The organism is Pseudomonas cremoricolorata DSM 17059 = NBRC 16634 (assembly GCF_000425745.1).
Lineage (GTDB): Bacteria > Pseudomonadota > Gammaproteobacteria > Pseudomonadales > Pseudomonadaceae > Aquipseudomonas > Aquipseudomonas cremoricolorata.
Genome location: NZ_AUEA01000001.1, coordinates 196,430 through 210,294, shown reverse-complemented (window position 1 = coordinate 210,294; position 13,865 = coordinate 196,430). Strand labels below are relative to the sequence as shown.

Below are 13,865 nucleotides of genomic sequence, written 5' to 3'. Positions count from 1 at the left end.
GTTAACGAAGTTTGAAATCGATCGGGACGCTGACCCAGCCCGCCTGGGCCACGTCGCCTTGCTTGGCCGGCACGAAGCTCCAGCGCTTGACCGCGGCGATGGCGGCAGCATCCAGGGCATCGCGGCCACTGGTCTTCTGCAGCTGAATCTGTCCGGGTTTGCCGCTGGGCAAGACCTCCACGCGAAGCAGCACGGTGCCTTCCCAGCCGCGACGCTGGGCCAGCTGCGGGTATTCGGGTGCCGGATTCTTCAGGTAGGCGGCATTGGCCGAAGGCGGAGTGACCGGTGCAGGCTTGGGTGCCGGCGGAGCTGGCGCGGCCGCCGCTGCCGGCGGTGGTGCTTGAACCGGCTCTGGCTGTGGCTGCGGCTTGGGCACGGGCTTGGCGACTGGCTTGGGCAGCGGTTTGGGCTTGGGCTTGGGTACCGGCTTGGGCGCAGGCTTGGCAGCCAGTTCATCCACCACCGGCGGTGGCGGTGGCTCGACCACTGGCGGAGCAGGCGCAGGCGGCGGCGGTTCGACCACCGGTGGCGCCGGGGCGGCGAACTCGATGGTCATCGGCGGAATCTGCGGCGGCACCACCGGCAGTGCCGGCGTCGGCGCCTGGCTGATCCAGTAGGCAGCCGCGCCATGCAGTGCCACCACCAGCAAACCCAGCAGCAGCTTGTCACGGCCCTTGAGGCCGCTGAACGGCGTGCGTTGTAGACGTAGTTGAGCCAGCGGCACGCGTAGCGTGCGTCCAAGCTCGACCAGATCACCCGGCGCCGGGCGCCATGGCAGGTCGTAAGCCTTGACGGCCGTCTGGACATTACCCATTGAACGAGCTCCTGGGGGCGTTGATTCGAAACAGCGCGCCACGGGGCACCCTGTGAGCGAATCATCGACAGCCAGGCTTATCGCATAAAGTAATGTTTAAAATTAAAGTTATAACTAAAGCTGATATTTAGCGTGATCGCAGCGCCCGAAGTCGCGGATCTTCAGGGCTGCAAAGCAAAGCCATTGCATGGCATGCCTGAGCGGCATTGAAAATATACCTGACAGGCATCGTCCGGCAGCCAGCCGCTTGCCCCATGGAAACGAAAAAGCCGCCCATGGGGGCGGCTTTCGGTCAGCGGCAATGGCTTACAGCTGAGGACCTGCGGCAACGATGGCCTCGGACACTTCGAACTTCTTGAAGTTTTCCGTGAACAGTTTGGCCAGGCCTTTGGCGGCTTCGTCGTAAGCGGCTTTGTCAGCCCAGGTGTTGCGCGGATTGAGCAGCTCGGTATCGACGCCCGGAACGGCTTTAGGCACATCCAGGTTGATAGTGGCGACGTGCTCGGTTTCAGCACCGATCAGCGCGCCGCTCTGGATCGCCGCGATCACCGCACGGGTGGTGGGGATGTTGAAGCGCTTGCCGACGCCGTAGCCACCGCCGGTCCAGCCGGTGTTGACCAGGTACACCTTGGAGCCGAAAGCGTTGATACGCTTGATCAGCAGCTCGGCGTACTCGCCTGCCGGACGCGGGAAGAACGGCGCGCCGAAGCAGGTCGAGAAGGTCGACTTGATGCCGCTGCCCGAACCCATTTCGGTAGAGCCGACCAGTGCGGTGTAGCCGGACAGGAAGTGGTAGGCCGCCTGCTCGTTGTTGAGGATCGACACCGGAGGCAGTACGCCAGTCAGGTCGCAGGTCAGGAAGATCACCGCGTTGGGCTCGCCACCCAGGTTCGCTTCCGAACGCTTGGCAACGTGCTCCAGTGGGTAGGCCGCGCGGCTGTTCTGGGTCAGGCTGACGTCGCTGTAGTCGGCGTGCTTGGCGTCATCGATGATGACGTTTTCCAGCACCGAACCATGCTTGATGGCTTTCCAGATGACCGGCTCGTTCTTCTCGGACAGGTCGATGCACTTGGCATAGCAACCGCCTTCCATGTTGAACACCACGCCCTCGCCCCAGCCGTGCTCGTCGTCACCGATCAGGTAACGGCTTTCGTCGGCCGAGAGGGTGGTCTTGCCGGTGCCGGACAGGCCGAAGAACAAGGTCACGTCGCCGTCTTCACCGATGTTGGCGGCGCAGTGCATCGGCAGTACGTCGGCAGCCGGCAGCAGGAAGTTCTGCACCGAGAACATGGCTTTTTTCATTTCACCGGCGTAACGCATGCCGGCGATCAGCACTTTCTTCTGTGCGAAGTTGATGATCACGCAGCCATCGGAGTTGGTGCCGTCACGCTCGGGCACACACTCGAAGTTGGCAACGTTGAGCACTTGCCATTCGCCACGGCCAGCCGGGTTGTACTGTTCGGGATTGATGAACAGGCAACGGCCGAACAGGTTCTGCCAGGCGGTCTGGGTGGTCATCTTGACGGGCAGGTAGTGTGCGTCGGCGGCCCCTACGTGAACGTAGGAAACGAAGTGATCCTGGGCATCGTTGAAGGCTTGTACGCGGTCCCACAGGGCATCGAACTTGTCGGCCGGGAACTTGCGGTTGATCGGGCCCCAGGCAATGGCGTCCTGAGTGGTAGGTTCTTCGACGATGAAACGGTCAGCCGGCGAACGGCCAGTACGGTGGCCGGTTTCAACTACCAGCGCACCTGTATCGGCCAGCACGCCTTCACCGCGGGACAGCGCTTCTTTTACCAGTTCATCGACGCTCAGGTCGTTGTACACGGTGTTGTTGGCTTGCGTCATGAGAGATCCTCATCCGGCCCGAGGCCGAGTGCTCCAAACGTTTTGTAGTGGTCGGTATAAAACTACTACAGCGAAAAAAGTGGCCGGATTATGCCAGAAAAGCCCAAAAAAAGTAGGCCCCTCCTGTCAGAACTGCGGATTTGCGCAATTCGACAGGAGAATATCTTGGGCTTAAACGATTCAGTGGCGAGTTTCTGAGGGGGCGTCCGTACCACCGCCGTTGAACAGTTGTTCAACATCGCTGGCATCGAAGAAATACCGTTCATTGCAGAACTGGCAATCGATCTCGATCTGCCCATCACACTCTTCCACCAGCGCCTTGGCATCGGCTTCGCCAAGACTGACAAGCGCATTGCCCGATCGTTCGCGAGAGCAGCTGCAATGGAAGCGCAGAGGGTTAGCGTCGAACAGGCGCACGGCGTCTTCATGGTAGAGGCGGTGCAGCAGGGTTTCGTTGTCCTGCGCCCATTCGTCCGCTTTCAAGGTGCTGGCCAGGGCCAGTACATGCTGCCAGCTGTCTTCGCGCTCATCGGCATCGGGTTCGCGGTCGACCGGCAATTGCTGCAACAGCAGACCACGGGCCTTGCCATCGCTGGCATCGAGCCAGAAACGCGTATTCAACTGCTGCGACTGCAGGAAGTAGTTGGTGAAGCACTGCGCCAGATCGACACCGTCCAGCTCGACCGTACCTTGATAGCGCTGGCCTTTGACCGGATCGATGGTCAGGGTCAGGTGGCCGTTGGGCATCAGCTCGGCCAGGGTCGCGTCGGCAGCGATCTGCTCGGCTTCGTAGCGGGCCACGCCGCGGATTTCACGCTCGCCTGAGCACTCGACCATCAGCAGAGGAATCGGCCCCTGCGAGCGTGCCTGAAGAATCAGCAAACCGTCGAACTTGAGCGCGCCGACCAGCAAGGCGGTGGCCGCCATCAGTTCGCCGAGCAGGGTCGCGACCGGCGCAGGATACGGATGCCGGGCCAATACCTCGGCATAGCTGTGTTCGAGCGACACCCACTCGCCGCGCACGTCGCGGTCGTCGAAGATGAAGCGTTGGGTGAAATCGGTGTCAGGCAAGTCGCTCATAGGTTCTGGCTATCTGAAAATAATGACAAAATGATATTCGGGAAGTGAAAACCCGCTGCCGAGTGCGCGTTGACGCACTGAAATTTCGCTGGTGATAAAGGTATCTTATGGACAATCAACCCTTGTTCCAAGCCAGATGGGCTTGGGGGCCGCTGGCGGTGTGCACCTTGCTGCCCATTGCTCTGCTGTGTTTCTGGTTATGGCCTATTGGCCACCAACTGTGTCTGACTTTCGACGAGTGGTTGTTCCATACCCTCAATGCGCCGCTGGCCGAAAGCACGACCTGGCGTTACATCTGGACGGTGGGCAGCCTGCGCCCATTCGACATCGTCGTGGGCCTGATCATGCTCGGCCTGCTGATTCGCGGAAACTGGGTGTTCAGTGCATTCCAGGTGCGCGCGGCGTTCTTCGGGTTTCTGGTCACGCTGTTGCTGTTAGTGGTGATTCGCGCGCTGTTTTCCAAGTGGGTGGACGCCATGGGCTGGCAACATTCCAGCCCGTCGATGAACTTCCCGAGCGCCATCCACCTCAGCGACTACTACCCCACGCTGGAACAGTCCTGGGAATTGAAAGACCGCTCCAGCAAGAGCTTCCCGGGCGATCATGCCTCGGTCTTGCTGGTCTGGGCGCTGTTCATGAGCCTGTTCAGCCGCCGCACCTGGCAACATGTGGTGATCTGGAGCCTGGCGGTGATCTTCATGCTGCCACGCCTGGTGGCCGGCGCGCACTGGGGCCAGGACGACTACATCGGTGGCCTGCTGATGGCGATTCTGGCGCTGGGCTGGAGCTGCTACACGCCGCTGGCGGCCAAGGCCAGCTCCGCCCTGGTGCGCTGGACCACACCGTTGTTCACGCTGCTGCAGAAACTGCCGCTGATCAACCGGATGAGCATCGTGCGCCGCGCCTGATGGCGCGCGCCGAGGCCCTGTCGCTCAGCCGAAATGGCCGTGCAGTTGATGAATCTGCCGGCGCTGTTTCTTGTTCGGCCGACCATCGGTGGTGACACCGGTGGCGCCGGCCTTGCGTAGCTCGACGGCCTGCTCGCGGCGGCGGATGCTGTCTTCGGTCTCTTCGTACAGCAACTGCGCCTCAGGCGCTCCGCGACGCACGGCAGAGAGTGCCTTGACCACCACGGTCTTCTCATCGAATCCCATGCGCAATACGAAGCTGTCGCCTACGCGGGGTTCCTTGCCCGGTTTGCAGCGTTCGCCGCGGCAATGCACCTTGCCACTCTCGATGGCCGCCTTGGCCAGCGCCCGGGTTTTATAGAAACGCGCTGCCCACAGCCATTTATCCAGGCGGACCTTGTCGTCATCTTCGCCTTTGGCGGTCATCCCGATTCCTCGAATTCAGTCGTTCACGGAACTGTACTACCTTCACTGACGGATGCAAAAAGTCCGCGTGGTGCTTACAGTTCACCCCCTTATCCACAAGGCGTGTTATGTGAAGACATTTGACCATCTGAGTGTGATCGGCCTGCGCGAATGGGTCGCCTTGCCCGACCTGGGCGTTGCCAACCTGCGCGCCAAGATCGACACCGGCGCCAGCACTTCCAGTTTGCACGCCACCGAGATCACACCATTCGAGCGCAATGGTGAGCCCTGGGTACGCTTCATCGCACATCTGGGCAGCCTCAAACAGCTGCGCGCCCACCCCTGCGAAGCGCCGCTGGTGAGCATGCGCCTGATCAGAAGCTCCAACGGCCACGAGCAGATGCGTTACGTCATTCGCACCACCCTGGCACTGGGTGACCGGCGCTGGGAGGTGGAATTTACCCTGGCCTGTCGCAAGCGCATGCGATATCGCCTTTTGATTGGCTCGAAAGCGTTGGTTCACGGTCAATTGGTAGTGAACCCCGGTTTGAAATACGTTCAGGACAAGCCGGCCTACCCGGCAACTACCTTTCCTGCCACAGGTGCCGCATGAAGATCGCAGTGCTGTCGCGTAATCCGCGTCTGTATTCCACCCGTCGTCTGGTCGAGGCCGGTACCCAACGTGGCCATGAAGTCGTCGTCATCGACACCCTTCGGGCATACATGAACATCGCCAGCCACAAGCCGCAGATCCACTACCGCGGTAAACCGTTGCAAGGGTTCGATGCGGTGATTCCACGCATTGGCGCCTCGGTGACGTTCTACGGCTGCGCCGTGTTGCGCCAATTCGAGATGATGGGCGTCTACCCGCTCAACGAATCGGTGGCCATCGCCCGCTCGCGCGACAAACTACGCTCGCTGCAGTTGCTGTCGCGGCGCGGCATCGGCCTGCCGGTCACAGGTTTCGCCCACTCCCCTGACGACATTCCCGACCTGATCCAGATGGTCAACGGCGCGCCATTGGTGATCAAGGTGCTGGAAGGTACACAGGGCATCGGTGTGGTGCTGTGCGAGACCACCAAGGCGGCCGAGTCGGTGATCGAAGCGTTCATGGGCCTGAAGCAGAACATCATGGTTCAGGAATACATCAAGGAAGCCGGCGGCGCCGACATTCGCTGCTTCGTGGTCGGCGACAAGGTCATCGCCTCGATGAAGCGTCAGGCCAAGCCCGGCGAGTTTCGCTCCAACCTGCACCGCGGCGGTGTGGCCAGCCTGATCAAGATCACCCCGGAAGAACGCATGACGGCCATACGCGCGGCCAAGGTCATGGGCCTGAGCGTGGCCGGGGTCGACATCCTGCGCTCCAACCACGGCCCGCTGGTGATGGAGGTCAACTCCTCGCCAGGCCTTGAGGGCATCGAGGTCACCACCGGCAAGGACGTGGCCGGGATGATCATCGAGCACCTGGAAAAGAACGGCGGCCCGAACCAGACCCGCACCAAGGGCAAAGGCTGACACCCGCGCCGGCTGCGCCCTGCTGGCGCAGCGAGCGCGGGCGGCTCAGACCGCGTTGCGCGGCAGCAGCAGCCCGAGTGGCAGCCTTACCCGCGCTTCGATACCGCCGCCTGAGCGGTTGCGCAGCTCAACGTTGCCGCCATGCTGGGCGGCGATACGCTTGACGATGGCCAGGCCCAGGCCGGTGCCCTTGCCGCCACGGGCACGGTCGCCGCGAATGAACGGGTTGAAGATGCTCTGCAGCTCCGACTCGTCGATGCCGGCGCCGCGGTCGAGCACACTGAGCACCACGTAGGGCGCGCTGTGGTCGCCCGACACATAAGCCGCCACCTCCACCGCCTGTCCGCCGTGATGCAAGGCGTTACCGATCAGGTTGCCGAGCATGCGCTTGAGCGACACACGCCGCAGCGGGAAGGGCGGGATCGGCTCGAGGCACAGGCGCACCTGCTCTTCGGGCTGGTTGTACGGGGCCACCACTTCACGGATCAGGTGATTGAGGTCGACCTCCTCCACCGGCTCGTCACGCCCATCGCGAATGAAGGCGAGGAACTGGTCGAGAATGGCGTCCATGTCTTCGATGTCACGGACCATGTCGTCGGTGAGGTCGTGCTCGGCGTCCATCAGCGACAACGACAGCCGCAGGCGCGTCAGCGGCGTGCGCAAGTCGTGGGAAACCCCAGCGAGCATCAGCTCGCGCTCGCGCCCGGCCTGCTCGACGTCTTCCGCCATCTGGTTGAACGAGCGGTACACCTCGGTCATCTCGCTCGGGGTATCGCTGATCGGCAACCGCACGCTGCGGCCCTGACCCAGTTGCCGCGCGGCGAACACCAGGCGCTTGAGCGGCTGGTTCAACTGACGCACGAAAATCCACGCCGAGGCCGTGGACAGCAGCCCGATGGCGAGGAACCAGCCCAGCACGTTCCAGATCTTCTGGCCGCGCAGCGGGTGTGGGTAAAGCGGGACTTTCAGCCAGCCCGGCCCAAGACTCGGTGCGTTGACCCACAGCGCGGGCGGCGCATGGATGCGCAGGCGCACTTCGGTGTCTTCGCCCAGCTCGGCCTGCATCTGCCGTTGGTAGATTTCGCTGTAGGGCCAGTGCTGCTCGCCTTCCGGCACGCCGGCGCCGGTGACGCGGATCAGCCCGGCTGCCTCGGCGATCTGATCACGGTTTTCTTCATCGGCCGCCCAGTACGCGCGCAGCGTCAGGGCCACGCCGTGGCTGTACTGACGGTCGACCAGTACGTCCTCGTTCATCAGCAGGTAGACCAGGGTCAACGCCTTGGAGAACAGCACGACGATCAGCACCAGCCACAGGGTGCGAGAGAAGAAGCTTTGCGGGAACCAGAGAGGCGTTTTCATCGGACCAACTGCTGAATGACAGGGGCGCAGCGATGCCGCTGGCCGAACGCGAACGCAAACAGGGCGATCACCGAGGATCGCCCTGCTGCATCAGGGAGCGCCCGCGAACGGGGCTTCATTTACTGGCGTTGCCGTCCGGTACGAACACGTAGCCGACGCCCCATACCGTCTGGATGTAGCGCGGTTTGGAAGGGTCGGGCTCGATCATGCGGCGCAGGCGGGAAATCTGCACGTCGATGGAGCGCTCCAGCGCATCCCACTCGCGGCCGCGGGCCAGGTTCATCAGCTTGTCGCGGGTCAGCGGCTCGCGGGCATGCATGACCAGCGCCTTGAGCACGGCGAACTCACCGGTGGTGAGCATGTGGACCTCGTTGCCGCGCTTGAGCTCGCGGGTGGCCAGCGACAGCTCGTAGTCGCCGAAGGTGACGGTTTCGTCTTCGCTGCCCGGGGCGCCGGGAACGCTTGGCGACTGCCGGCGCAGTACCGCTTTCACCCGCGCCACCAGCTCGTCGGGGTTGAACGGCTTGGCCAGGTAATCGTCGGCACCCAGCTCCAGGCCCTTGATGCGGCTGAGCTCATCACCTTTGGCGGTGAGCATGATGATCGGGATCTGGTTGTTCGCGCTGCGCAGCCGGCGGCAGGCGGACAGGCCGTCCTCGCCAGGGAGCATGAGATCGAGCACGACGAGGTTGAATACCTCGCGCGCCAGCAGGCGATCCATCTGTTCGACATTGGGCACGGCGCGGGCACGGTAGCCTTTGCTGGTGAAGAAACGCTCAAGCAGACTGCTCAGCCCCGGATCGTCATCGACGATGAGAATCTTTTCACCTTCAGCGTTGTTTGCAGTGCCACTCATGAATAACTCCTCTGATGTCGGCCGGCATTATGGCGTAGCCGCTGTAGCCCGTGCCGTGTGCATTGTTAGCAGATTTTTCCCGGGGCGCCACTTCCCTGCTGCGCAGGCTGGCCGGGGGCCATCACCGCAAGCTGGATGCGATGCGTATAATGCCCGGCCTTGACCGAGCAGCGCCGGGCTTGTCGCCCGCCCGCGGCCTACGCATTCACCCATTGTCAGGTAGTTCTCATGGACAGCATCAACAGCCGTATCGCCGAGGAACTGGGCGTTCGCCCGCAGCAGGTCGCGGCGGCCGTAGCCTTGTTGGACGAAGGCTCGACGGTGCCTTTCATCGCCCGTTACCGCAAAGAGGTCACCGGCAGCCTGGACGACACCCAACTGCGCCACCTCGACGAGCGCCTGCGCTACCTGCGCGAACTCGACGAGCGCCGCGCCAGCATCCTCGCCAGCATCCAGGAGCAGGGCAAGCTGACTCCGGAGCTGAGCCGCGACATCCAGCTCGCCGATACCAAGACGCGCCTCGAAGACCTCTACCTGCCCTACAAGCAAAAGCGCCGCACCAAGGGCCAGATCGCTCTGGAAGCAGGCCTCGGCGAGTTGGCCGATGCGCTGTTCGGCGATGCGCAGCTGGCGCCGGAAACCGAGGCTGCACGCTTCGTCGATGCCGACAAGGGCGTGGCCGACGTCAAGGCCGCGCTGGAAGGCGCCAAGTACATCCTCATGGAGCGCTTCGCCGAAGACGCCGGCCTGCTCGAGAAACTGCGCACCTTCCTCAAGCACGAAGCGGTGCTCAGTGCCCGACTGGTGCCGGGCAAGGAAGAGGAAGGCGCCAAGTTCCGCGACTACTTCGCCCACGACGAACTGCTGCGCAGCGTGCCGTCGCACCGCGCCCTGGCGATCTTCCGTGGCCGCAACGAAGGCATGCTCAGCGCGTCACTGAAAGTCGGCGACGAGCTGCCCGGCACCTTGCACCCGTGCGAGCTGATGATCGGCGAGCACGTGGGTATCGAGAACCGTGGCCGGGCCGCCGACAAATGGCTGGGCGAAGTGGTGCGCTGGACCTGGAAGGTCAAGCTCTACACCCACCTGGAAACCGACCTGCTCGGCGAACTGCGTGACAGCGCCGAGAGCGAGGCGATCAACGTCTTCGCGCACAACCTGCACGACCTGCTGCTGGCCGCCCCCGCCGGCCCGCGCACCACCCTGGGCCTGGACCCGGGCCTGCGCACCGGCTGCAAGGTAGCGGTGGTCGATGCCACCGGCAAGCTGCTCGACACCGCTACCGTGTACCCGCACGCGCCGCGTAACGACTGGGACCGCACCCTGGCCGTGCTCGCCGCGCTGTGCGCCAAGCATTCGGTGGAGCTGATCGCCATCGGCAACGGCACTGCCAGCCGCGAAACCGACAAGCTCGCCGCCGACCTGATCAAGCAGTACCCGGCGCTGAAGATGACCAAGGTCATGGTCTCGGAAGCCGGCGCCTCGGTGTACTCCGCATCCGAGCTGGCCGCTCGTGAATTCCCTGATCTGGACGTGTCGATCCGCGGCGCGGTATCGATCGCCCGACGCCTGCAGGACCCGCTGGCCGAACTGGTGAAGATCGAGCCGAAATCCATTGGCGTTGGCCAGTACCAGCACGATGTGTCGCAGGTGAAGCTGGCGCGCGGCCTGGACGCGGTGGTCGAAGACTGCGTGAACGCGGTCGGCGTCGACGTCAACACCGCGTCGGTGGCGCTGCTCACGCGCATCTCCGGCCTCAACGCGACCCTGGCGCAGAACATCGTCGCCCACCGCGATGCCAACGGCCCGTTCGCCACCCGTGCGGCGCTGAAGAAAGTCAGCCGCCTGGGCGAAAAAACCTTCGAACAGGCCGCAGGCTTCCTGCGCGTGATGAACGGCGACAACCCGCTGGACGCCTCCGCCGTGCACCCGGAAGCCTACCCGTTGGTGCAGCGCATCGCCGCCGGCACCGAGCGCGACATCCGTTCGCTGATCGGCGACAGCAGCTTCCTCAAGCGTCTCGACCCCAAGGGCTTCACCGACGAAACCTTCGGTTTGCCGACGGTCACCGACATCCTCCAGGAACTGGACAAACCCGGCCGCGACCCGCGCCCCGAGTTCAAGACCGCGACCTTCCAGGACGGCGTCGAGAACCTCAAGGACCTCGAGCCGGGGATGATTCTCGAGGGCGTGGTCACCAACGTCACCAACTTTGGCGCGTTCGTCGACATCGGCGTGCACCAGGACGGCCTGGTGCACATCTCGGCGCTGTCGGAGAAGTTCGTCAAGGACCCACGTGAAGCGGTCAAGGCCGGCGACGTGGTCAAGGTGAAGGTGATGGAGGTAGACATCCCGCGCAAACGTGTCGGCCTGTCGATGCGCATGGGCGACACGCCGGGCGAGAAGGTCGACGGCCAGCGCGGCGGCGGCCGTGGTGCTGCGGGCAATCGCCCGGCGCAGGCACCGCGCCAGCGCGAAACGCCAGCGGCAGCGCCGGCCAACAACGCCATGGCGGCGCTGTTCGCCAATGCCCGGCAGTTGAAGAAGAAGTGAGGTTGACGCCCTGATGCCAGTGGGTCAGGGCGTACACTCAACCGGGCTGCTTCGCAGCCCGACACCGACACGCCCGAAGACGACAGCCAGCTCGGCAATGTCCAAGGAACCTTCTCCCCGGTCTAGCTCACCAATTGGTATCTGCGGTATTTTCGGCAGTGCTGTGGCACTGCTGGAACCGCGTAAACCAGGCGACAACGCCAGTTCCTTTTTTCCTACCCTTGTAGACCGTCTTTTCCACCCCCATATTGGGGCGACTGACGCGTGAAGGAATACATCTTGAGCGACCTCCTCAACAGCCGCCTGAGCCTGCTCAGCGCTAATCTTCCCCTGCTCGCGCAGTGCCTGCACGGCATTGAACGTGAATGCCTTCGCGTCACCGCCGAAGGTCGCCTGGCCCAGACCCCGCATCCGCATACGCTGGGTTCGGCACTGACCAACGAGCAGATCACCACCGACTATTCCGAATCGCTGCTGGAGTTCATCACCCCGGCGCTGACCGACCCGGCCCAAGTGCTGGAAAACCTCGAAGACATCCATCGTTTCGTCTACACAGGGCTTGGCGACGAGTACCTGTGGAGTCCATCGATGCCGTGCGCGTTGCCGGCCGAGGAAGACATTCCCATCGCCGAATACGGCACCTCGAACATCGGCAAGCTCAAGCACGTGTACCGCAAGGGCTTGGCCCTGCGCTACGGGCGCACCATGCAGTGCATCGCCGGTATTCACTACAACTTTTCCCTGCCTGAAGCCCTGTGGCCGCTGCTGCGCGCCGCCGAGGGCAGCCAGGAGAGCGACCGCGACTTCCAGTCCCGCACCTACATCGGGCTGATCCGCAACTTCCGCCGCTACAGCTGGCTGCTGATGTACCTGTTCGGCGCCTCGCCGGCGCTGGATGCAGGCTTTCTGCGCGGCCGTGCGCACCAGCTCGAACAGCTCGACGCCACCACCCTGTACCTGCCCTACGCCACCAGCCTGCGCATGAGCGACCTGGGTTACCAGAGCAATGCCCAGGCCGGCCTGACGCCGTGCTACAACGACCTGCAGAGCTACACCGACAGCCTGCGCCGAGCGGTGGCAACGCCCTACCCGGCCTATGTCGAAGTGGGTACGCACAAGGATGGCGAATGGGTGCAGCTCAACACCAACGTGCTGCAGATCGAAAACGAGTACTACTCCAACATTCGCCCCAAGCGCGTCACCTACACCGGCGAACGGCCGATCCAGGCGCTGGTCGCGCGCGGCGTGCAGTACGTCGAAGTGCGCTGTCTGGACATCAACCCGTACCTGCCAGTGGGCATCGATCTGCCGCAATCGCGCTTCCTCGATGCCTTCCTGCTGCTCTGCGCTCTGGACGACAGTCCACAGCTGGACAACGCCGAGTGCCGCCAGTGCAGCGACAACTTCCTCAGTGTGGTCAAGGAAGGTCGGCGTCCGGGTCTGGAACTTAGCCGTGATGGCCAGGCGATTCCCCTCACCACCTGGGCCAACGAACTGCTTGAACGCATCCGGCCACTGGCCGAACTGCTCGACCAGGCCAATGACAGCGACGAACACGTCAACGCATTGGGTGTGCAGCAAGCCAAGGTCGATGATCCTTCGCAGACTCCGTCTGCGCGAGTGCTGGCCAGCATGCAGCAGCACAACGAAAGCTTCGCGGCGTTCTCCATGCGCCAGAGCCTGGCCCACGCCGAGACCCTGCGCAGCCAGCCATTATCCAGCGAGCGGCAACAAGCGTTCGAAGCCATGGCGCGGGATTCGCTGGTGGAGCAGACCCGTCTCGAGCAGCAGGAAGTGGGTGATTTCGACCTGTTCGTCGGCGCCTATCAGGCCAGCATCCTGGCCATCAGCAACTGATGAGCCGCGCGTTCGCCCCGCGCCGGCCGCGCGCCAGCAGCCAGGCGCGGATCGCAGCGATCCTCGCCGCCGCCCGCGACCTGCTGCCCGAGCAGGGCGTGGCCGGTCTGTCGATCTACAGCGTGGCCGAACGCGCGCAGATTCCGCCGTCGTCGGTGTATCACTTCTTCGCCAGCGTCCCGGCATTGCTCGAAGCGCTGACTGGCGACATTCACCACGCCTTCCGCCAGGCGCTGCTCGCGCCTATTGACAGCAGCGCCTTGCACACCTGGCATGACCTGGCGCGCCTGCTGGAACAGCGCATGCTGACGGTGTATCACCACGATGCCGCGGCACGTCAGCTGATTCTCGCCCAGCACGGGCTGAGCGAAGTCAGCCAGGCCGACCGCCAGCACGACCTCGAACTGGACAGGCTGATGCACCAGCTGTTCGAGCAGCACTTCCAGTTGCCGGCTCTGCCTGACGATGTCGAGGTATTCGCCCTGGCCCTGGCCTTGAGCGACCGCGTCTACGCCCGCTCGATCCAGCAGCACGAGGTGATCACCCCGCGCATGGCCGAGGAAGGCATGCGCGTGTTCGAGGCGTATCTGGGGATTTATCTGCCGGCGTATCTGCAAAAGAACGTGGCGGAGTGAGCGTCGCGGCCCATCGCGGCTAAAGCCGCTTCTAC

Annotated in this window: 12 protein-coding genes; 6 read left to right on the top strand and 6 right to left on the bottom strand. The window is 63.5% G+C overall.

Annotated elements, in window-relative coordinates:
• Nucleotide 1: 1 nt before the first annotated feature.
• From H618_RS0100970 to hslO, 3 genes are all read right to left on the bottom strand, one after another.
• Complete coding sequence (locus tag H618_RS0100970) at nucleotides 2-814, bottom strand: energy transducer TonB (protein ID WP_028693276.1); 813 nt, start codon at nucleotides 812-814, stop codon at nucleotides 2-4.
• A gap of 306 nt (nucleotides 815-1,120) precedes the next feature.
• The gene (locus tag H618_RS0100965; RefSeq protein ID WP_028693275.1) at nucleotides 1,121-2,662 is read right to left on the bottom strand and encodes a phosphoenolpyruvate carboxykinase; all 1,542 of its coding nucleotides are present in this window, start codon (nucleotides 2,660-2,662) and stop codon (nucleotides 1,121-1,123) included.
• Between the two features lie 180 nt (nucleotides 2,663-2,842).
• The gene (hslO, locus tag H618_RS0100960; RefSeq protein WP_028693274.1) at nucleotides 2,843-3,742 is read right to left on the bottom strand and encodes an Hsp33 family molecular chaperone HslO; all 900 of its coding nucleotides are present in this window, start codon (nucleotides 3,740-3,742) and stop codon (nucleotides 2,843-2,845) included.
• Nucleotides 3,743-3,849: 107 nt separating this feature from the next.
• Here hslO and H618_RS0100955 point away from each other — a divergent pair, with 107 nt between their 5' ends.
• Nucleotides 3,850-4,650, top strand: coding sequence for a phosphatase PAP2 family protein (locus H618_RS0100955; protein ID WP_028693273.1), 801 nt, complete (start codon nucleotides 3,850-3,852; stop codon nucleotides 4,648-4,650).
• Between the two features lie 24 nt (nucleotides 4,651-4,674).
• Here H618_RS0100955 and H618_RS0100950 read toward each other — a convergent pair whose 3' ends face one another.
• Nucleotides 4,675-5,076, bottom strand: coding sequence for an RNA-binding S4 domain-containing protein (locus H618_RS0100950; RefSeq protein WP_028693272.1), 402 nt, complete (start codon nucleotides 5,074-5,076; stop codon nucleotides 4,675-4,677).
• Between the two features lie 109 nt (nucleotides 5,077-5,185).
• Here H618_RS0100950 and rimB point away from each other — a divergent pair, with 109 nt between their 5' ends.
• Both rimB and rimK read left to right on the top strand, forming a co-directional pair.
• A complete protein-coding gene (gene rimB, locus H618_RS0100945; RefSeq protein WP_028693271.1) occupies nucleotides 5,186-5,668 on the top strand; it encodes a retropepsin-like aspartic endopeptidase RimB in 483 nt (160 codons plus the stop codon).
• Nucleotides 5,665-6,570 carry a 30S ribosomal protein S6--L-glutamate ligase gene (rimK, locus tag H618_RS0100940; protein ID WP_028693270.1) on the top strand — a complete coding sequence of 302 codons (906 nt, stop codon included), beginning with the start codon at nucleotides 5,665-5,667 and terminating at the stop codon, nucleotides 6,568-6,570. Before rimB ends, rimK begins: the two co-directional genes overlap by 4 nt.
• A gap of 45 nt (nucleotides 6,571-6,615) precedes the next feature.
• Here rimK and H618_RS0100935 read toward each other — a convergent pair whose 3' ends face one another.
• Nucleotides 6,616-7,929 carry an ATP-binding protein gene (locus H618_RS0100935; protein WP_028693269.1) on the bottom strand — a complete coding sequence of 438 codons (1,314 nt, stop codon included), beginning with the start codon at nucleotides 7,927-7,929 and terminating at the stop codon, nucleotides 6,616-6,618.
• Nucleotides 7,930-8,044: 115 nt separating this feature from the next.
• Nucleotides 8,045-8,785: an osmolarity response regulator transcription factor OmpR gene (gene ompR / locus H618_RS0100930; protein ID WP_028693268.1), complete on the bottom strand. Its 741-nt coding sequence runs from the start codon at nucleotides 8,783-8,785 to the stop codon at nucleotides 8,045-8,047.
• 228 nt (nucleotides 8,786-9,013) lie between these two features.
• On the opposite strand from ompR, the gene H618_RS0100925 reads away from it, so the two are divergent.
• The 3 genes from H618_RS0100925 (at nucleotide 9,014) to H618_RS0100915 (ending at nucleotide 13,830) form a co-directional block, all read left to right on the top strand.
• Nucleotides 9,014-11,338, top strand: a complete 2,325-nt coding sequence (locus tag H618_RS0100925; RefSeq protein ID WP_028693267.1) for a Tex family protein — start codon at nucleotides 9,014-9,016, stop codon at nucleotides 11,336-11,338.
• 264 nt (nucleotides 11,339-11,602) lie between these two features.
• The gene (gene gshA / locus H618_RS0100920; protein WP_028693266.1) at nucleotides 11,603-13,195 is read left to right on the top strand and encodes a glutamate--cysteine ligase; all 1,593 of its coding nucleotides are present in this window, start codon (nucleotides 11,603-11,605) and stop codon (nucleotides 13,193-13,195) included.
• Nucleotides 13,195-13,830, top strand: a complete 636-nt coding sequence (locus tag H618_RS0100915) for a TetR/AcrR family transcriptional regulator (protein ID WP_028693265.1) — start codon at nucleotides 13,195-13,197, stop codon at nucleotides 13,828-13,830. The genes gshA and H618_RS0100915 overlap by 1 nt, the downstream gene beginning before the upstream one ends.
• The last annotated feature ends 35 nt before the right edge of the window (nucleotides 13,831-13,865 follow it).

Bases quoted from the DNA above. Each gene is read 5' to 3' on its own strand.
- H618_RS0100970 (WP_028693276.1), bottom strand. From the start codon at position 814: ATGGGTAATGTCCAGACGGCCGTCAAGGCTTACGACCTGCCATGGCGC.
- H618_RS0100965 (WP_028693275.1), bottom strand. From the start codon at position 2,662: ATGACGCAAGCCAACAACACCGTGTACAACGACCTGAGCGTCGATGAA.
- hslO (WP_028693274.1), bottom strand. From the start codon at position 3,742: ATGAGCGACTTGCCTGACACCGATTTCACCCAACGCTTCATCTTCGAC.
- H618_RS0100955 (WP_028693273.1), top strand. From the start codon at position 3,850: ATGGACAATCAACCCTTGTTCCAAGCCAGATGGGCTTGGGGGCCGCTG.
- H618_RS0100950 (WP_028693272.1), bottom strand. From the start codon at position 5,076: ATGACCGCCAAAGGCGAAGATGACGACAAGGTCCGCCTGGATAAATGG.
- rimK (WP_028693270.1), top strand. From the start codon at position 5,665: ATGAAGATCGCAGTGCTGTCGCGTAATCCGCGTCTGTATTCCACCCGT.
- H618_RS0100935 (WP_028693269.1), bottom strand. From the start codon at position 7,929: ATGAAAACGCCTCTCTGGTTCCCGCAAAGCTTCTTCTCTCGCACCCTG.
- ompR (WP_028693268.1), bottom strand. From the start codon at position 8,785: ATGAGTGGCACTGCAAACAACGCTGAAGGTGAAAAGATTCTCATCGTC.
- H618_RS0100925 (WP_028693267.1), top strand. From the start codon at position 9,014: ATGGACAGCATCAACAGCCGTATCGCCGAGGAACTGGGCGTTCGCCCG.
- H618_RS0100915 (WP_028693265.1), top strand. From the start codon at position 13,195: ATGAGCCGCGCGTTCGCCCCGCGCCGGCCGCGCGCCAGCAGCCAGGCG.